At 65.1% G+C, this 18,221-nt stretch carries 14 protein-coding genes; 13 read left to right on the top strand and 1 reads right to left on the bottom strand.

Going from position 1 to position 18,221, the window contains the following annotated elements; all coding sequences use genetic code 11:
• Positions 1–31: 31 nt before the first annotated feature.
• The 3 genes from BRAS3843_RS34065 to BRAS3843_RS34055 all read left to right on the top strand — a co-directional run bounded on the left by BRAS3843_RS34065 (position 32) and on the right by BRAS3843_RS34055 (position 2,750).
• Positions 32–769, top strand: coding sequence for an SURF1 family protein (locus BRAS3843_RS34065; RefSeq protein ID WP_050886579.1), 738 nt, complete (start codon positions 32–34; stop codon positions 767–769).
• A 114-nt stretch (positions 770–883) separates the two neighbouring features.
• Positions 884–2,227, top strand: coding sequence for an ATP-binding protein (locus tag BRAS3843_RS34060; protein ID WP_008973782.1), 1,344 nt, complete (start codon positions 884–886; stop codon positions 2,225–2,227).
• Positions 2,217–2,750, top strand: coding sequence for a response regulator transcription factor (locus BRAS3843_RS34055; RefSeq protein WP_035983749.1), 534 nt, complete (start codon positions 2,217–2,219; stop codon positions 2,748–2,750). Before BRAS3843_RS34060 ends, BRAS3843_RS34055 begins: the two co-directional genes overlap by 11 nt.
• 129 nt (positions 2,751–2,879) lie before the next feature.
• Here the strand turns inward: BRAS3843_RS34055 and BRAS3843_RS42415 are convergent, their stop codons facing one another.
• Positions 2,880–3,167 carry a hypothetical protein gene (locus tag BRAS3843_RS42415; RefSeq protein ID WP_244425545.1) on the bottom strand — a complete coding sequence of 96 codons (288 nt, stop codon included), beginning with the start codon at positions 3,165–3,167 and terminating at the stop codon, positions 2,880–2,882.
• On the opposite strand from BRAS3843_RS42415, the gene BRAS3843_RS34050 reads away from it, so the two are divergent.
• From BRAS3843_RS34050 to BRAS3843_RS34005, 10 genes are all read left to right on the top strand, one after another.
• On the top strand, positions 3,141–4,100 hold the full coding sequence (locus BRAS3843_RS34050) for a cytochrome P450 (RefSeq protein ID WP_244425544.1): 960 nt from the start codon (positions 3,141–3,143) through the stop codon (positions 4,098–4,100). The genes BRAS3843_RS42415 and BRAS3843_RS34050 overlap by 27 nt on opposite strands.
• A 471-nt stretch (positions 4,101–4,571) precedes the next feature.
• The gene (locus BRAS3843_RS34045; protein ID WP_008973779.1) at positions 4,572–7,439 is read left to right on the top strand and encodes a winged helix-turn-helix domain-containing protein; all 2,868 of its coding nucleotides are present in this window, start codon (positions 4,572–4,574) and stop codon (positions 7,437–7,439) included.
• Between the two features lie 326 nt (positions 7,440–7,765).
• Positions 7,766–8,182 (top strand): winged helix-turn-helix domain-containing protein, encoded by a 417-nt coding sequence (locus BRAS3843_RS39095; protein WP_008973778.1) that lies wholly within the window; start codon positions 7,766–7,768, stop codon positions 8,180–8,182.
• A gap of 336 nt (positions 8,183–8,518) precedes the next feature.
• On the top strand, positions 8,519–9,673 hold the full coding sequence (locus BRAS3843_RS34035) for a glycosyltransferase (RefSeq protein ID WP_008973777.1): 1,155 nt from the start codon (positions 8,519–8,521) through the stop codon (positions 9,671–9,673).
• Between the two features lie 43 nt (positions 9,674–9,716).
• Complete coding sequence (locus BRAS3843_RS34030) at positions 9,717–11,966, top strand: polysaccharide biosynthesis tyrosine autokinase (protein WP_008973776.1); 2,250 nt, start codon at positions 9,717–9,719, stop codon at positions 11,964–11,966.
• The gene (locus BRAS3843_RS34025; RefSeq protein WP_035983710.1) at positions 11,966–13,120 is read left to right on the top strand and encodes a glycosyltransferase family 4 protein; all 1,155 of its coding nucleotides are present in this window, start codon (positions 11,966–11,968) and stop codon (positions 13,118–13,120) included. Before BRAS3843_RS34030 ends, BRAS3843_RS34025 begins: the two co-directional genes overlap by 1 nt.
• Positions 13,117–14,496, top strand: coding sequence for an O-antigen ligase family protein (locus BRAS3843_RS34020; RefSeq protein ID WP_008973774.1), 1,380 nt, complete (start codon positions 13,117–13,119; stop codon positions 14,494–14,496). The genes BRAS3843_RS34025 and BRAS3843_RS34020 overlap by 4 nt, the downstream gene beginning before the upstream one ends.
• The gene (locus tag BRAS3843_RS34015; RefSeq protein ID WP_008973773.1) at positions 14,493–16,013 is read left to right on the top strand and encodes a lipid II flippase MurJ; all 1,521 of its coding nucleotides are present in this window, start codon (positions 14,493–14,495) and stop codon (positions 16,011–16,013) included. The genes BRAS3843_RS34020 and BRAS3843_RS34015 overlap by 4 nt, the downstream gene beginning before the upstream one ends.
• Positions 16,010–17,032 (top strand): polysaccharide deacetylase family protein, encoded by a 1,023-nt coding sequence (locus BRAS3843_RS34010; RefSeq protein WP_008973772.1) that lies wholly within the window; start codon positions 16,010–16,012, stop codon positions 17,030–17,032. Before BRAS3843_RS34015 ends, BRAS3843_RS34010 begins: the two co-directional genes overlap by 4 nt.
• Positions 17,025–18,215, top strand: a complete 1,191-nt coding sequence (locus tag BRAS3843_RS34005) for a glycosyltransferase (protein WP_008973771.1) — start codon at positions 17,025–17,027, stop codon at positions 18,213–18,215. The genes BRAS3843_RS34010 and BRAS3843_RS34005 overlap by 8 nt, the downstream gene beginning before the upstream one ends.
• Positions 18,216–18,221: the final 6 nt, after the last annotated feature.

Here is an 18,221-nt window from a genome sequence, read left to right as displayed (position 1 = left end):
GCCAGAGGGGACCGATCGCGACCGCCGCAAGATGCGCCGGCCGGTGTCCTTGCTGCTCGGTCTCGCGTGGGTCGCCTGTGTTGCCCTGCTGCTGGCGCTGGGCGTCTGGCAGATCGAGCGACGGGTCTGGAAGCTCGATCTGATCGACCGGGTCGAGCACCGCGTTCATGCCGATCCATCGCCGATGCCGGGACCGGCGGCTTGGCCGGCGGTCAACCGCGCCGACGATGAATACAGGCGCGTCACCGTGACAGGGCGTTTCCTGCAAGAGCGCGAGACCCTGGTGCAGGCGCTGACAGTCGATGGCCCTGGCTATTGGGTCGTCACCCCGCTTGAGACGCCCGATCACGCCATTGTGCTGGTGAATCGCGGCTTCGTCCCGGTGGAACGGCGCCATCCGGCCACGCGAGGCGAGGGGAACCCGGCTGGGGCGGTGGACATCACGGGGCTGCTCAGGATCTCCGAGCCCGGCGGCGGCTTCCTGCGCCGGAACGATCCCGCCGCCAATCGATGGTACTCGCGTGACGTCGCGGCGATCGCCGCGACGCGCGGCCTGCCGCAGGTTGCGCCGTTCTTCATCGATGCCGATGCGACACCCAATCCGGGCGGCTGGCCGCGGGGCGGCCTGACCGTCGTTTCCTTTCCGAACAATCACCTGGTCTATGCGCTGACCTGGTTTGCGCTTGCCGTCATGCTGGGCGGTGCCGGACTGCACCGTGTTTTCGGTACGCGCGGTTCTCCCGACCGTGCCGCGCAGGGCGTAAGCTAGCCAACAGCCGTAGGACGAGGCTTGGAACGGACTCTTGGGACAAGCTCAGTGTCTTCTGCTAGGCCAGCTCTCGGGTTGACATGTTGTCGACACGATCCGATTTCGGGAATGGTCATGAGGAACGAAGCCGCGGCCTTGCCGGCTGCAGCCAATGCCGCAGATGCATTCGGGCCACCGCCGCTGGCGGCGGATGCGACCAACCGCAAGAACATGGCGCTGCTGATCCAGCTGCGCTGGATGGCGGTGCTCGGACAGGTGGCGACCATCGCGTTCGTCTCCTGGTGGTTCGATATCACCCTGCCGCTCCCGCCGATGGCTGCTGTCATCGGCGCGCTGATCGCGTTGAATGTGGCGAGCCAGATCTGGCTGCAATATCGCGATGACGTCAGCAACCGTCACCTCCTGATCGCCCTGATGCTCGACGTGGTGGCGTTGACGGCTGAACTTCATCTCGCCGGCGGCGCCTCCAACCCCTTCACCTGCCTCTATCTGCTGCAGGTGACGCTCGGCGCCGTGCTGCTCGACGCGCGCTCGACCTGGTCGCTGGTGGCGTTGAGCTGCGTGAGCTTCATCTGGCTGATCGTCTCCTATCGGCCGCTGCTGCTGCCGCATCATAGCGCCAGCGATGTCTTCAGCCTCTATATCACCGGCACCTTCGTCGGCTTCGTGCTCGATGCGGTTCTGCTCGTCGTGTTCGTCACCCGCATCAATCGGAACCTGCGCGAGCGCGACGCCAAGCTGGCCGCCTTGCGCCAGCATGCCGCTGAGCAGGATCACATCATCCGGATGGGCCTGCTCGCTTCGGGCGCTGCGCATGAGCTCGGTACGCCGCTGGCCTCGCTCTCGGTGATCCTCAATGACTGGCGGCGCATGCCGGCGATCGCGTCCGATCCGGCGCTTGCCGATGATTTCGCCGACATGGAAGCCTCCGTGCAGCGCTGCAAAGCCATCGTCACGGATATCCTGGTGTCGGCCGGGCAGGCGCGCGGCGAGGGATCGGCACCGACCACGTTGAAGACCTTCCTTGCGGGCCTGGTCGACGAATGGCGCGGGGCGCGGTCAGCGCGCAATCTGATCTTTCGGAATGAGTTCGGTGACGACATTGCGATCGTTTCCGACGTCGCGCTGAAACAGGCGATCGTCAATGTGCTCGACAACGCCTACGAGGTGTCGCGCGACTGGGTCGAACTCGTGGTCGAGCGCGACGGCGACATGCTGCTTCTGAGCATCAGCGATCGCGGCCCCGGCTTCGACCGGGCGATCCTCGCCCAGCTCGGCCGCCCGTATCAGAGCAGCAAGGGACGGCCGGGCGGCGGGCTCGGCCTGTTCCTGGTCGTCAATGTGATCCGCAAGCTCGGCGGCGTCGTTTCGGCCTGGAACCATCGCGGCCGCGGCGCCACCGTGCGGCTGTCCCTGCCGCTGTCGATGCTTGCGATTGGAGAGCGTGGTGGTGAGTGACCGATCCCTGCTGATCGTCGAAGACGATGAAGGTTTTGCGCGCACCCTGAAGCGCTCGTTCGAACGACGCGGCTACGACGTCGTGGTCGCCGCGTCGTACGACGAGGTCGGCGAGATCCTGAAACTCAGATCACCCGAATATGCCGTCGTCGACCTCAAGCTCGGTGGTGCATCGGGGCTCGTCTGTGTCGAGATGCTGCACGCACACGACCCGCAGATGCTGATCGTCGTACTGACGGGATATGCGAGCATCGCAACGGCGGTCGAAGCCATCAAGCTCGGTGCCTGCCACTATCTGGCGAAACCCTCCAACACCGACGATATCGAGGAGGCGTTTCGCAAGGCGCAGGGCAATCCGCAGGTCGCGCTCGGAGATCGCTCGACCTCGATCAAGACGCTGGAGTGGGAGCGGATTCATCAGACCCTGATCGAGACCGATTTCAACATCTCGGAAGCCGCAAGGCGGCTCGGCATGCATCGCCGCACCCTGGCCCGCAAACTTGAGAAACGCCAAGTCAAATAGCAGGCGAAATAGCGCCGCGACAGCCCTGACGTCCTTGTTACGGGCGTAATGGGAATCTCGCTCATCGAAATCATTGTGTGACACGACTTTCTCAAGCTCGCAGGCCCAGATGAAGCGAGGCCGCCGATGTCACACGCAAACAGCACCGTCTCTCTTTCCCCGGGCGCGCCGCCCACCATCGCCGAGCTGGAGGCGGATCCGCATGGTGTGATGCGGCATTGGCGTGCGCTCACACCGGCGATCCCGCACGACGGATACGGGTTCCTGGTCCTGCGCGCGACGGATGTCGACCGCCTGATAAATGATGCGCGGCTGCGGCCTCTCGGGACCGAGCTGGCGCGCCTGCGCGGCATCACTGAGGGCACGCTGTTCGAATTCTTCAGCGAAGGCATGCTGACCGCCGACGGCGCCGTGCATCGCCGCCGGCGCTCACCCTTCACCCGCGCCTTTGCCGCGCGTCTGATGACGGAGTTGCGGCCACAGCTGCGTCGAAGCGCAGAGCACCTGATCGAGGCCTGGGAGCCGGGCGAGACGATCGATTTCGTGGTTGGCTTCGCGAGCCGGTTGCCGGCGCAAGCCATTGCCGGCCTGCTCGGCCTGCCGCTACGGGACATCCCGCGCTTCACCGAGCTCGCCTACAGTGCTTCCCGCCTGCTCAGCTTCAGCTACGCGCCCGAGGATATTCCGGGCATGGAGGCGGACATGACCGGCCTGAGGACCTATGCCGAAGAGCTTCTGGCCGACCGTCGAGCCGCACCACGGGACGATTTCCTCTCCACCTTCCTGCATGATGCGGAGCAGGAGGGCGAGCTTTCACCGGCGGAAATCGTCGTGCAAGTCATCACGATGATTATCGGCGGCACCGACACGACGCGTGGTGCGATGGCGTCTCAGCTCGCGTCGCTGCTGCAGCATCGAGCCCAGTGGCAGGCCGTCTGTCGGGATCCTGCGCTCGTGCGCCCCGCGGTCAACGAGGCGCTCCGCTACGAACCGAGCGTCGCTTCGACCAGCCGGCTCGCCCAGGAGGATATCGATCTCGACGGAGTCAAGCTGCCGGCTGGACAGCTCATCACGTTCGCGCTGATCTCGGCATTGCGCGACGAACGCGTCTACAAAGATCCTGACGTATTCGACATCCACCGCACCGATCATGTCCGCCTGCATCCGGTGTTCGGCGCTGGCCCGCATCGCTGCCTCGGGGAGGCGCTGGCGCGGGCTGAGCTGGAGGAAGGCCTGGCGGCGCTTGCCGCGCGCGTGCCGGAGCTCGAGATGGTGGGCGAGCCGTTCAGCCTGCGTGGACATTTCGGCATCCGCCGGGTCGGAGCCATGCGGGTGAGGCGGCCGCATTAGGCGCAGCCAGGGCTGGAAGCCGCATTTGCCGTCGTCGAGAAGCTCCAGGTCAAGCAGTGAATATCAACGCGCGAGCTGCGTCAGCTTCGCGTCGTTGATGGATGCTTCGTTACGGTTGTAACCGGAATTTGACAGATCGAAATCTTGTCGTGATGCCGTCCCCACAAGCTCCGCTGCAGATATGAAGTGGGCCGTCGATTGGTCGATATCGAATGGTTTTGGTGGTCCGGCGCCGCCGCGGCCGATATTGTGAACAGATAAGTTGCCTCGATAGGCAGAAATCCGACGATAGTTTGATCGCCTCGTGCCAAAGCACGCGATAGCACCGTCTTGTGGTCACATTCCAAATGCTTTGTCCGAGCATTGGCGCGACGGACTGACTACATGTGACCGTGTCGTATTCTGTCTTCAACCGCCTTGCGCGTTCGGACCTGCATGAGATCAGCAGACCGGGGAATTCAAGGACCATCCATGATCGGGCCGCACGAGCTCAAGGAGGATGCGGGAATTGAATTCGGCCCGTTCAGCCTGTATCCGGCGCGGCGGCTGTTGCTCAAAGAAGGGGTGCCGCTTCGGATCGGTGACCGCGCGCTCGACATTCTCGTTGCGCTCGTCGCACGCTCCGGTGAGGTGGTCGGCAAGGAGGAGCTGATCGCGAAGGTTTGGCCGGGCCTTGCCGTCGATGAGAGCTCGCTCCGCGTGCACATCAAGGGCCTGCGCAAAACGCTCGGTGATGGCCAGAACGAAGCGCGGTACGTGGCCAATGTTGCGGGTCGCGGTTATTGCTTCGTCGCTCTGATCAAGCCGATCGAGGCCCGACCGAAATCTGCGCCTGAACGCCAGCTCGAGGCGGCCAGGCTGCCGGCGGCCGTCAAGCGCATGGTCGGCCGGGATGCCGTCGTCAAAACTCTCGCCGACCAGTTGCTGGCGACACGGTTCGTTTCCGTGGTCGGTCCCGGAGGCGCAGGAAAGACGACCGTTGCGCTGGCCGTTGCTCATGCGCTCTCCCGGACGTTCGCGGACGCCGCCGTGTTTGTCGACCTCTCGGTGCTTCGCGAGCCGCAACTGGTGCCGGCCAGCGTCGCCTCGGCGCTTGGGCTCCGTATCCACGAACCGGATGTCACCAACGCGCTGCTCGCGCACCTCGCAGAGAAGCGCCTTGTCCTGCTGTTCGACAATTGCGAGCACGTGATCTCCACGGTCGCCGCGCTCGCCGAGCAGATCGCAAGCCAGTCGACCGAGGTGCACATTCTAGCAACCAGCCGGGAGGCGCTTCGGGTCGAAGGCGAACATGTTCATCGGTTGCTGCCGCTCGATGTCCCGGATGGCAAGAGGCGGTTGACGGCGGCGCAGGCCAAGACATTTTCCGCGATCGCGTTGTTCGTCAATCGCGCGGTGGCGGCCGGCGCAGAGCTTGAGCTGTCGGACGACAACGCGGAGATGATTGCCGGGATCTGCCGTCGTCTCGACGGCAACGCGCTGGCGACCGAACTCGCCGCCAGCCAGGTTGCGATTCACGGCCTGCGCGGCCTGACCAGGCTGCTCGACGATCGTTTCCGCCTGGCGTGGCCCGGACGGCGGACCGCGAGCCAGCGCCACCAGACGCTGAACGCGCTGATCGAGTGGAGCTACGATCTGCTGTCTGACGAAGAGCGCCGCTGTTTCTGGCGGCTGTCAGCCTTCGTCGGCAGTTTTGATCTCGCTGCGGCGCATGCCGTAGTCGCCGAACCCGGCGATGCCGAGGCCACGACACTTCGTCTGATCGAAAGCCTTGCCGCGAAATCCCTGCTGACGATGTCGACGGAATGGAGCTCGCCCCGATACAGGTTGCTGGAAACCACGCGCGCCTTCGCCTTCGAGAGGATGGTCCAGCAGGGAGAGGACGCGACGATCCAGAGGCGTCATGCGGTCTACATCGAAGCTTTGCTGAATTCCGGGAACGGACGCGAAGGAGACGCAACGCTCTGTTGCGGGCGTGAGGTGGCGATCGAGAATCTCGGCAATATTCGTACCGCGCTCGGCTGGGCATTCTCCGACACCGGTGATCCCGCCATCGCCGTGCCGATAGCGGCAGCCGCGGCTCCGGTCTTTATCGAGCTGTCCCTGCTCGCCGACTGTCATCACTGGTGCGCCCGGGCGCTTGACGTCCTCGGCAGCAGCGTTCGCGACAGCCGGCTGGAGTTGAAGCTGCGCGAGGCGCTGGCCATCGCCGGGATGTTCACGCGCGGCAACGGCGCCGATGTCCAACACGCGGTACGCCGGGGACTGGAGCTCGCCGAAGCGGCGGGAGATCCGATGTCGCAGCTGAGGCTGTTGGCGGGGCGTCATATCCTTCTCACCCGGATCGCAAATTTTCGCGGTGCGTTGAAGATCGCCGAGCGATATGAGGAAATCGCGAAATCCCTGGGTGATGAGTCCGGCCTGGCCACGGCCGATTGGACGCTGGGCGTTGCCCATCATCTGCTTGGCAACCAGGCCAAGGCACGGGTCTATTTTGAATGTGGCTTTGTGAGAGCCGAAGCCAATCCTGACATCAACACCAAATTGTTCGGTTACGACCATCGCATTCGCGCCATGGTCGGTCTGGCCCGCACGTTTTGGCTGCGTGGCCGGCCCGAGCACGCGGTGGAAGTCGCCGAGAAGGCGATCGAGGAAGCCAAGCTACTCGGCAATCCGGTCAATGAGTGCATTTCTCTGATCTACACGGCCCAGGTATTTCTTTGGCGCGGAGACTGGACGGAGGCCTCGCATCGGGTCGAGCAGCTCATTGCGAAGGCGGAGCAGCATCATCTGCGGCCCTACCACGCAGTTGGGCTGGGATTCCGTGGTGAATTGGCGTTGAGGCACAATCCGGCGCTGGGAGTCGCTTTGCTCCGGAAAACACGGAACGCCCTGCAGGCGGAGAATCACCACGTTCAGGATGCCTCATTCAGGCGGGCGCTCGCCGAAGGCCTGCTGCAACTGGATCGGGTCGACGAAGCGCGCGAAGCGATCGAGGAGGCGATCCGTCAGGCGGAACTGAGCGGCGGAGGCATTGACCTGCCCGAATTTCTCCGCATCAAAGCAAGGATATTGCTCGCGGACGGCACGTTCAGTGTCGATCAGGTGGAGTCCATCCTCACCGCCGCGCTCGATCTGTCCCGAAGCCAATCCTCGCTCGGATGGGAGTTGCGGGTGGCCATGGATCTGTTCCTGCTGTCGCGTTCTTCGTCGGCGCAGGCCAGGCAACTTCTTGCCCAAACCCTGCAACGTTTCGACGAAGGTTTCGACACCGCAGACTTGCGCGCTGCGCGGCATTGTCTCGAAGGTGTTCCGTTTATCGGAACACGACGCGCCTAGAGCAGCGTGATTTTCATCGAATAGAGGCCGCGGCGTCGCCGATTCGCGTCTTTCCGCGGCAATTCGTTCATGCGGAGCCGCCCTTGCGCTGCGGCCCAAGCCGAGTCCCAACACTTCACAACACTTAACGAGCGCCGGTCACGTCGAGGCGCTAAATGGGGCCGAACCGAGGCTGGCGGGTGTGTCGTGGAGGTGAGCATGTTGAGGCTGCATTCTGTGCCCGTCGACGGACGATCGGCCGCGCGCCCGCGAGGCGACCGCTGATGACGAAGCTTGAGAGCGAAGCGAGCCATCCGACAGGGCCGGGTGAGAAAGCGAGAAACATCATGAGTACCGTGCACGCGTTTGCGGCCCGGGTCGTGCCGATCGATGTCGGCCGTGCGCAGGGCGAGCTTGCAGCAGGGACGCCTCGCCGGAATTCAGACCATGGTTGCTACCGCTTCGGCGATTGGCAACTCGATCTGCAGAGCGAGCATCTGATTGCGCCTGACGGCGCGTCCGTTGCGCTCACGAGCGGAGAATTTTCATTGTTGGTCGCATTCCTCGACTCTCCTTACCGAGCACTGTCGCGGGACTATCTCGCGCGGGCAATTTGTGTCCACGACTGTGACCGCGAAGCTTGTATCGACGTCCATATCCTGGGTCTCCGTCGCAAGCTCGAGGCCGACCCCCGGACACCGGAGATCATCTTGACCGAGCGCGGCGCAGGCTACCGGTTCGCTCTGGCAGTCGAGCGGGCCTGATACGAACGGCGCGTCATTGAGCTTCGAGTCTGTGTATCTTGCGCGTGGTCCGTGTGCCGAAGGTCCACCGCAAGCAATGGGCCGTTAATCTAAAAATTCTATGATGAGCAAGGCGTGTCAGAACAGGACCGTTCCTTGCGCCGGTCTGTTCTCGGCACACAAATGTTCCAAGATGATGCGAGCGCCTGCTCAAGTCCTTTCCATTTCCTTACCTGCTAACTCCAAGAAAGCAGATGTGAAGCCAAGAGCGATTAACTAGGAATTTAGGATTGGGTTGTGCGCTTGGGTACCTCCATTAAGGGTTTTGTTAAATTGCCCTGGAATTCGGAGTCCGCGATGCGCGTCGCTATCGTTCACGACTGGTTATACGTCCTGGGCGGTGCCGAGCAGGTGTTGCGCGAAATCCTCCGCTGCTATCCGAATGCCGACGTCTTCACGCTGTTCGACCTTCTCCGCCCTGAGCAACGTCGCAAGCTGGGCTTTGAGAGCTCGCACACCAGCTTCCTGCAGAAGATGCCGTTCCTGCGCAAGCACCACCGGTCCTACCTGCCGCTGATGCCGCTTGCGATCGAGCAATTCGATCTGTCCGGTTACGACCTCGTCATCTCGAGCAGTTGTGCGGTCGCCAAGGGCGTGCTGACCGGCCCGGAGCAGCTTCATATTGCCTATGTGCACTCGCCGATGCGCTATGCCTGGGATCTGCAGCACGTCTATCTGAACGAAAGCGGTTACGCGACCGGCCTGAAGGGGATCATGGCGCGGCTGCTGTTGCACAAGATGCGGATCTGGGACGCGCGCACCGCCCACGGCCCCGATGCGATCTTCACGAACTCGCAATTCGTCGCCCGCCGGATCAAGAAGACCTATGGGCGTGAAGCCAAGGTGATCTATCCGCCGGTGTCCATCGCCAATCGCGATGCCATCCTGCCGGTCGGCAATCACTTCCTCGCCGCGAGCAGGCTCGTTCCGTACAAGCGCATCGAGCCGATCGTTCGGGCGTTCAACGAGCTGCCCGATCTGGAGCTGATCGTTGCCGGAGATGGGCCGGAAGCAGAAAAGCTGAAGGCGATCGCGCGGCCGAATATCAAGTTTGTCGGCTTCGTTCCGGATAGACAGCTGCGCGATCTCATGACCACTGCGCGGGCCTTCGTGTTTGCGGCGGAGGAGGATTTCGGCATCGTTCTCATCGAGGCGCAGTCTGAAGGCGCGCCGGTGCTGGCGCTCGGCCGCGGCGGCGCACGCGAGTCGATCCTGACAAATGGTGCGCGGCCGACCGGAATGTTCTTCGACGCCGCCGATCCGAGCTCGATTGCTGAATGCGTGCGCACGTTCCTCGGCAAGGAAAAGACGATCTCGCGGCTCGACTGCCGGCAGCGGGCCGCCGTGTTTTCTGCTGAGCGCTTCCGCAGCCAGTTCGTCGCGGCCGTGAATGAAGAGCTCGAGCGTTTCCATGCGGGGGACCAGCGTCGCGCCGCACGGCTGATCGCGTAAACGGTGTCGTCGGAGCGAGACCAGGAAGATGAGGCACGCGAGCATGTCCGATAGCCTGTCCGGTCTTGCGGCCCTCGGCAGCCTGTGGCGGCGCCGTCGCGTGTTGGGCGCGGTGGCCGCGGCGGTCCTCGGACTTGCCGTCCTCGCATTGATCGTGCTGCCGGTGCGCTATCTCGCGACCGCGTCCGTCATCGTCGCCGAACAGGAGCCTGGCGCTGCCGCCAGCATGTCCCCGGCCTGGGCTCAGAAGGTCGGCGATCCCGCAGACCTCGAGAGCCAGCTGCTCGTCATCCGCTCGCCACGGCTGCTGAGGCTGGTGATGAGCGCGCCGGGTGTCATCCCGGCTGTGGTCAAGGAGTGTGAACGTGGCCGATGGATAGGCGGTGGCGTGAGCTGCGACAAGCTTGCCACCGATCCCAGCGCCTTCATCGACCACGTCGACAACCGTTTCAGCGTCGCGTCGGCGGGCCGCTCGCGCGTCATCAACATCTCCTACCAGTCGAGTCTTCCCGAGACGGCGCAGACGCTCGCGAACGCGCTGACCCAGGTGTTTCTCGACGACCAGCGCAACGAGGGCGCCAACAGCCGCGAGGTCGCGAGCTCCTGGATCTGGCAGGAGCTGAAACAGCTCGATCAGCAGCTTCGCGCGGCCGACGAGAAGATCCAGCAGTTCCGCAGGACCAAGGGCCTGATGCGCGGCGCCAACGCCCCGATCTCGTCGGAGCGGTTGACCAGCATCGGCCAGCAGCTCTCGCAGGCCGAAGCCGCGCGCGCTGAAGCTGCCGCGCGGCTGCAGGAGATCAAGTCGGAGCAGGAGCGGGGGCCGACAGATGCGCCCTCGGTGCTGGCGAGCCGCACCATCGCGGATCTGAAGCAGCAGCTCACTGCGGTCAGCGCGCAGCTGGCCAGTGCGGCCACCATGCTCGGGCCGAAACATCCCTCGATCCTGTCGCTGAGCCGCGAACAGGCGATGGTCCAGCAACGGCTGGTCGACGAGATGCAGAACATCGCCGCGAGCGCCAAGAAGGCCTACGACGCCAACGATGCGCTGGTGAATTCGCTGAAGAGGCAGATGGACGGCGCGAAGGCCGAGGCCGGTTCGGCGACGCTCGATGAAGCCTCGATCGAGAGCATGGTGCGCGACACCGAGATCAAGCGCCAGCAATATGCCGAACTGTACAAGAAGGCGAGCGAGCTCGAGACCGAGCGGCGGGTTTTGCGCGGCAGCACCCGGCTGGTCAGCCTCGCCGAGCTGCCGAACAAACCTTTCTTCCCGAAGAAGATCCCGTTCCTGGCTGCCGGCGCGACGCTGGCGTTGATCTTCGGCGTCGGTGCGGCGTTGCTGGCGGACCGGGTCGCGCCACCTGCGAGCGGGGAAGCGGCGCCAGCTGTGCCCGAACCCGTGCAACCGCCTGCGCGCGAGGTTGCAGAGATCGCGCAGGGGCCGGCGCTCGCGCCAGAAGAGGCCGCGCGTGTGCCTGATCCCTCTGCTGCGGATGCGCAAAGGCCGGATTTGCCTGAGATCGCTGGCGTGCCGATCCTTGCGTGCCTGCCGCGGCTCAAGTCGTTGCGGCAGTTATCGGCCGTCGGCGCCATCCTCCAGGATTATCGCAACCTCGCCATTCCACAGGCGCTGCGGCTCGCTTCGGAGGACGCAGAGTTTCAGGCGGGCATTCGTACGCTGGTGCGGGAACTCGCGATCCGCGAGTCTGGGCAGACGCGGCGGATCGTCGTGACGTCGCCGGAAAGCGGTGAGGGCAAGACAACCATCGTATGCGCACTCGCCGAGCATCTCGCTGCCGCAGGCCGCCGGGTGCTGATCGTCGAATGCGAGCCGCTCCACCCGAATGTCGCGCAAGTGTTGTCGCTGCCGCCCGGCCCCGGATTGATCGGCGTGCTGTCCGGAGCGACCGCGGTCACCGACGCCGTGACCAGGACGGAGCATCCGAATCTGGATGTGCTGCCGCTGGGGCAGGGGACTGTGCCGACCGCGGACCTGCTGTTTGGTGCGAAGTTTGCGGAGCTGCTATCCGGATTCGAGGCCTATGACGTGGTCCTGATTGACAGCGTGCTGCCCGCGCCGAACAGCCAATATCTCTCCGGGATGGATTGGGCGGTGCTTTGCGTCAGGAACGATCGGCCGGTCATTGAGCCGGTGGTCTCGGCGATCAGCCGCATCAAGGCGTTGGGCGCCGGCCATGTGGGCGTCGTCGTCACGATGACCGAGGCGGAACGCGCTTGTCCGCCGCAAGCGACATTCATCGCAACAGATGCTTATGCCAGGGCAGGGTGATGTCGAACGAACGTGTGCTGTTCGTGGATCATACCGGCCAGATCGGCGGCGCCGAGCTGATCCTGCTTGATGTCGTCACGAGCCGGCATAACGCCTCTGCATTCCTGTTCGAGACCGGCCCGTTGAGCGCGGCGCTGGCCGCGCGCGGATTGAAGCTCATCACCTCACAGCATGGCAGTGGTCTGTCGCGCTTCCGCCGCGACAGCTCCGTGCTGTCGGCGCTGCCGCTCGCTGGCCGGCTTGCGGCCATTGTCGTGGAGATCGCGAGAGCCGCGCGGGAGCATGACTTCGTCTATGCCAATTCGCAGAAGGCGTTTGTGCTGGCCGCGATCGCCAATGTGCTGGTGCGGCGGCCGCTGATCTGGCATCTCCACGACATCATCAGCAGCGCGCATTTCGGCGCCGCGCAGCGCCGCATGCAGGTTCTGCTGGCGAACATGTGCGCCATGAAGGTGATCGTCCCCTCGGAGGCGGCGGCGGCGGCCTTTGTCGATGCGGGCGGGCGGCGCGGTCTGGTCGAGGTCGTGCCCAACGGCATCGACCTGCAGTCCGAGCGGACGTTGCGTAGCGAGCTCAGGCAGCGGTTCGGCCTCCCGGCCGGTCCGCTGGTCGGCGTGTTCAGCCGGCTCGCGCCATGGAAGGGGCAGCACGTGCTGCTCGAAGCGCTCGCGCGCCTTCCAGATGTCGGCTGCATCATTGTCGGCGATGCTCTGTTTGGCGAGCAGGACTATGCGGCGCGTCTGCGCGCGATGGCCGATGAACTTGGCCTGGTTGATCGCGTGCATTTCCTTGGTCATCGCAGCGATGTGCCGAGCTTGATGCAGGCGGTCGATGTGATGGTGCATCCATCGATCGATCCCGAGCCGTTTGGCCGGACGCTGGTGGAGGCGATGTTGTCGGGCGTGCCTGTCATCGCGACCGATGCCGGCGCCGCGCCGGACATTCTGGAGCGCGGTCGCGCCGGCACACTGATTCCGCCCGGCGATCCGCGCGCCTTGGCGGCTGCGATCACCTCCGTGCTGACGACGCCGGAACAGGTCGCAACGCAAATCGACTATGCCGCGCAGCGCGCACGTGCAGAGTACAGTCTCGGGCGGATGCTCGACGCGATCGGGGCGGTGATCACCAAGGTCCGCCTGGGAGCGGTGGCGTGAGCACAAGTCTCGCCGCATCATCGGCCGCACGGCCCTGGCAGCTCCCCGGATGGGGCGTGGCCGTGCTCGTTCTGCTCGGCACTGCCGTGCTCGGCGGTTCGCTCGGCAGCCTGGCGCGGCTTGGTTTCGTGATCGCCTGCGGCGGCGTCGGCTGGTACGCTTGGCGCCAGGGCCCGGCCGCGCATCTGCAGGCGGCGCTGATGCTGTTTGCATTCGCCCCGTTCGTGCGGCGAATGGTCGATGTTGCCGCAGGCTTTGATCAGCTCGGCCTGATGCTGATCGGACCGCTGGTCGCGATCCTCATCCCGGCGATCCATTTGCCGCGATTGCTAGGGCAGCGCGAGGCGCGGGCAGGCTGGCTTTGGCCGCTCGGCATCGTTGCGGCCTGCGTCGTCTATGCGGGCCTGCTGTCGCTCGCCCAGGCCGATTGGACCAATGCGGCATCCGGTCCGCTGAAATGGCTCGCGCCGCTGCTCTATGCCGCTGTGCTCATGCTCAGCGCCGATCGCAGCGCACTGCTCGAGGCGGCCGCGTCGGCGTTCCGCATCATCCTCCCCGTCACGGGTCTTTACGCGATCTACCAATATGTCGATCCGCCGGATTGGGATCGCTACTGGATGGAGTTCGCGCCGATCCTGTCGATCGGCCAGCCGGTGCCCTACGGCGTACGCTCCTTCAGCACCATGAATGCGCCGGCGGTCTATGCGAGCTTCACCGCGACCGGGCTGCTGCTGATCGCCTTCTCGAAGCGGCCATGGCCCGCCATGCTGCTGAGCGTGCCTGCGGTGCTCGGCTTTCTGCTCTCGATGTACCGCACCGCGTGGATCTCGCTTGCGGTGGGAATCCTGTTTGGCCTCGTGTTCGTGCAGACCCGGCGGCGTGCCGGCATGATCCTGCTCGGCATTGCGGTCGCGGTCGTGCTCGCGGCGACCCTGACGCCGTTCGGCGACGTGGTCGCTGAGCGCCTGTCTTCGCTCGGCGAGGGGACGAAGGACGGCAGCGCGCAGGAGCGGCTCGAGGAATTCATCACGCTGTGGAATCTGCCGGACAGCTCGCTGTTCGGATCCGGTTTCACCATCACTGATGTCGGCTCGGCCGGCGCCATGCCGATCGACGGCATGATCATCGCGTGTTGGGTATCGATGGGCATCGTGGTCGGCGGCGTCTGCCTCGCCGCTTTGCTGTGGGCGGTCGGCAATGCGGTGGGCGCTGCGCTGTCGGATCGCACCACAGAGGCCGTCATCGTCGGTGCGCTCGCGCTCGGCGCGCTGGCGCAATTCCCGCTCGCCAACATCACTTCCGGCGAAAGCGGCTTCCTGTTCTGGACCTTTGCCGTCCTGCTGGCGCCGAAGCAGCCCAAAGAGGGCGCCGCATGAGCGCGAGCGGCCAGTCATTGCGGCGCTTCAGCGCGCTTCTGATCAGCGGCGCGCTGGCAAGCAAGCTGCTCGGCTTCGCGCGCGAGGTCATGATGGCGCATGTGCTCGGCGCCTCGCTGATCGCCGACGGTTTCCGCTCCGCGACAACGGCGGTGCTGATCCCGCTGGCATTCCTGCAGAATGAGAGCGTGCCGGCGATCATGATCCCGATGCATCGGGAGGCGCTGCAGGGCGAGAACCCCTCGCGCAGCCTCGGCGCGCTCACCGCTGTCATCGCGCTGATCTCGGCGTTGATCATGCTGGCTGTTCTGTTGCTCGGCGAGATCTGGGTCAATGCGATCGTCGGTGGCTTCTCCGTCGAAGGCCGTGAGCTGACCTTGCGCTTTGTGCGCATGATGGCGTTCGGCATGCCGGCGTCTGCCGTCCTCAATGTGCTGGCCGCAGGCGAAATCGCGCTCGGTCGCACCCGGCTGACCAACCTCCGCGCCAGCCTGCTGAACGTCGCCGTGCTCGCCGGCATCGCGCTCCTGATGCTCACGGGCAACGCCTACTTCCTGGCCTGCGCCTTCACCATTGCCTTCAACGTTCTGGCGCTGTGGGGCCTGTATACGATGTGGCGTGAGGGCGTGCTCAGCTTCTCCGGCCTCACGGTGCCGATCATTCTCGCCAAGGCCGCCGACTTCTTCCGCAGATTGCGCGTGCTGCTCGCGCTGCCGCTCGCCGAGCAGGGCAATATCTGGATCGAACGGCTCACGGCGTCGCGGCTGACCACCGGCGCGGTGGCTTCGCTCGACTATGCGCGATCGCTGACCGAGAGCGCGCTGCTGCTGATCAGCCAGCCACTCGGCATGGCCGTGCTTTCGCATCATGCGCCCCGCGATCCGCGCAGCCAGCTCGACGCATTGCTGCGGCCGTTATTGGCCTTGACCTTGCCGGCGTCTGCGTTCCTGCTGATGTTCTCGACCGACATCGTGCGGCTGATCTATTTCCGCGGTGCCTTCGGCGACGAGGCGCTGCTCCTGACCTCGCATGCGCTGAAAGGCATCGCCTGCGGCGTCTGGGCCGCGACGCTCGGCTGGATTCTGATCCGCCTGCTCAACGGCGCCGGCCGCAACGGCGCCGCCGCACTGATCATCGTGTGCGGCTACCTCGTCAATATCGGCTTCAACCTGCTCGCCCCGCTGTTCGCGCCCGGGCCCGCCGCGGGCATGCAGCTGCTCGGCATCGGTGAGGCGCTCCGCAGCATCGTTCTCCTGCTCGGCGTGGTGCTCGTGCTCGGCGAGCGCAGAAAGGTCCTGACGCTGATCGGCACCGCGCTGGTGCCGGCCCTGCTGATGATGGCGCTGGGGCAACTGATTCAGAGTTCGGTTGCCGGCTTGCTGCCGCGTCTGCTGGTCGGCGGCTGCACCTATCTTGTTTGCCTCGCTGTCGCCGTCGCTCTTCTGATGCCGACCGCACTCGGCACTGCGCTCAGGCAGATCCGGAGATTATCCAACGTGAAGGGGCAGTTGAGTTGAGCCTCCTAGCTGTTGCGACCACAAAGGCCATGATGGCCTCCAGCGCCTTCGTCCTGCCATTCACCAAGGCGGCCGATCGGGTGCTGGGCCCGCGCGGCTGCTTTTTGACTTTCCATCGCGCCGCTCCGTCTGAGGTGTGGGAGCGGCTGCCGAACCGCGACTTCCATCTCGACCTCGGCTTTCTCGATCAGTTCCTGACCTATCTGCGTGCCCAGCGTTGGGACGTCGTGACCGTCAGCGAGGGGCTGCGTCGCGCGGCCGATCGCCATGATCACAGCCGCTACGTCAATTTCTCGATCGATGATTGCTATCGCGACAGCTTCGAAAGGGTGGTGCCACTGTTCCGCCGGCACAATGTGCCGATCACGCTGTTCGTGACCACGGGAATTCCCGACGGCACGCTGCCGCTGTGGACGGCCGGACTCGAGGACGTGCTGCTGCATCGTGACCGCGTCGAGGTCGACGGCGAAAGCCTCGCGCTCGGCACACCCGACCAGCGGCGTGGCGCCTTTGCGCGCATCGCGGCGTCCTGGGACGGTCCCGACGCGGGCGGGCTCTACGCCGATTTCTGTGCGGCAAACGCCATCGATGTCGAGGCGATGCATTGGAAGCACGCGATCTCCTGGGACATGCTGCAGGAGCTGGCACGGGATCCGCTGGTCGAGATCGGCGCCCACACCGTGACGCATGCACGGATTTCGGCGGTGACCGCGGCAGCGGCCTTGGCCGAGCTGTCCCGGTCGCGCCGCCGCCTGAACGAGCGGCTCGGCATCGAGGTGCAGCATTTCGCATTTCCATACGGCCGCGCGACCGATTGCGGCCCGCGCGATTTCGCGCTGGCGCGCCAGGCGGGATTCGCCAGCGCCGCGACGACGCGCAAGGGGCTGCTGCGTCACGGGCAGGATGCGTTCTCATTGCCGCGCAACACCATCAATGGCGCGCATCGCCATCTCGCAACCATGGAAATGCATCTCACCGGCCTGAGCGGCACGGCAGCCAGGGTGATCGGCCGTGTCTAGTCGGGCGCGTTTACGGATCGTCTCCATTGCGCATCCGGCCGCGAGCAGCGAAGCCGGACGCTTGCGTTACCGCCATCTCGCGGCCAAGGCCAATATCGATCTGCACCTGGTGATGCCGGCCGTCTGGAAGGAGTTCGGTCGCACCATCGTCGCCGAGCCGCCGCGCGCCGACGGCTTCTCAGTCCATGTGCTGCCGATCCGTCTGCCGCAGGCCGGCCCGATGAAATGGTACCTGCACTTCTATCCGGCGCTGCGGCGGCTGCTGGCCGAGATCGATCCCGACGTGATCCATTTGTGGGAGGAGCCGTGGAGCATTGTCGCGCTCCAGGCGCAGCTCTCGCGGCGCCGCGCGGCCGTCGTGCTCGAGGTCGATCAGAACATCCTCAAGCGACTGCCGCCGCCATTCGAGACCATCAGGCGCTTCGTGCTGGCGCGCACCGACCACATCCTGTCGCGCAGTCCCGACGCGACGTCAGTGGTGCGCGCGCGGGGGTATGCCGGGCCGGTGACGCCGATCGGCTATGGCGTCGATCTCGCAACCTTCGTGCCCAACGCCGAGCCGGTCAGCACGCCGCGCACCCGGCCGCTCACGATCGGCTATGTCGGCCGGCTGGTCGAGGAAAAAGGGTTAGACGACGCGCTGGAGGCGATCGCGCACAGCGCGGCGCCCGTGGTGCTCGACATCATGGGCGAGGGTCCTGACCACGCGCGGCTGCGCCAGCGCGTCGAGACGCTTGGGCTTGCTGATCGCGTGACATTCCGCGGCTGGGGTCCGCCGCAACAGGTTGCCGCCTTTCTGCAGAGCCTCGATGCGCTGGTGCTTTTGACCCGCACCACCAACGTGGTGCGCGAACAGTTCGGGCGGGTGATCATCGAAGCCCAGGCCTGCGGCATTCCGGTGATCGGATCGACCTGTGGCGCGATTCCCGACGTCGTCGGCGAGGGCGGCTGGATCGTGCCGGAGCACGATCCGGACAGCCTCCGCCGGCTTCTCGAGAAGCTGGCCGCCGACCCCGCCACGCTGCGGGCGAAGGCATCCGCGGCGCGCGCCAACGTGCTGTCGCGTTTCACCTATGATGCGGTCGCAACCGCGATCGAGACCGCCTGCCGCGCCGCGGCCAGCGACAGGGAGGCCACGCGTGTCAAGCCGCTGCAGCCGCTCGGCATCGGTCGTCCGTCGTAACCTGCA

Origin of the sequence: Bradyrhizobium sp. STM 3843, from assembly GCF_000239815.1 — a bacterium.
Lineage (GTDB): Bacteria > Pseudomonadota > Alphaproteobacteria > Rhizobiales > Xanthobacteraceae > Bradyrhizobium.
Note: the sequence above shows the minus strand (reverse complement) of the source record. Positions and strands in the feature narration are given on the sequence as shown.

Coding starts and splice junctions, on each gene's coding strand:
- BRAS3843_RS34065 (WP_050886579.1), top strand. CDS start 32: ATGCGCCGGCCGGTGTCCTTGCTGCTCGGTCTCGCGTGGGTCGCCTGT.
- BRAS3843_RS42415 (WP_244425545.1), bottom strand. CDS start 3,167: ATGCACGGCGCCGTCGGCGGTCAGCATGCCTTCGCTGAAGAATTCGAA.
- BRAS3843_RS34050 (WP_244425544.1), top strand. CDS start 3,141: ATGCTGACCGCCGACGGCGCCGTGCATCGCCGCCGGCGCTCACCCTTC.
- BRAS3843_RS34035 (WP_008973777.1), top strand. CDS start 8,519: ATGCGCGTCGCTATCGTTCACGACTGGTTATACGTCCTGGGCGGTGCC.
- BRAS3843_RS34015 (WP_008973773.1), top strand. CDS start 14,493: ATGAGCGCGAGCGGCCAGTCATTGCGGCGCTTCAGCGCGCTTCTGATC.
- BRAS3843_RS34025 (WP_035983710.1), top strand. CDS start 11,966: ATGTCGAACGAACGTGTGCTGTTCGTGGATCATACCGGCCAGATCGGC.
- BRAS3843_RS34030 (WP_008973776.1), top strand. CDS start 9,717: ATGTCCGATAGCCTGTCCGGTCTTGCGGCCCTCGGCAGCCTGTGGCGG.
- BRAS3843_RS34045 (WP_008973779.1), top strand. CDS start 4,572: ATGATCGGGCCGCACGAGCTCAAGGAGGATGCGGGAATTGAATTCGGC.
- BRAS3843_RS39095 (WP_008973778.1), top strand. CDS start 7,766: ATGAGTACCGTGCACGCGTTTGCGGCCCGGGTCGTGCCGATCGATGTC.
- BRAS3843_RS34060 (WP_008973782.1), top strand. CDS start 884: ATGAGGAACGAAGCCGCGGCCTTGCCGGCTGCAGCCAATGCCGCAGAT.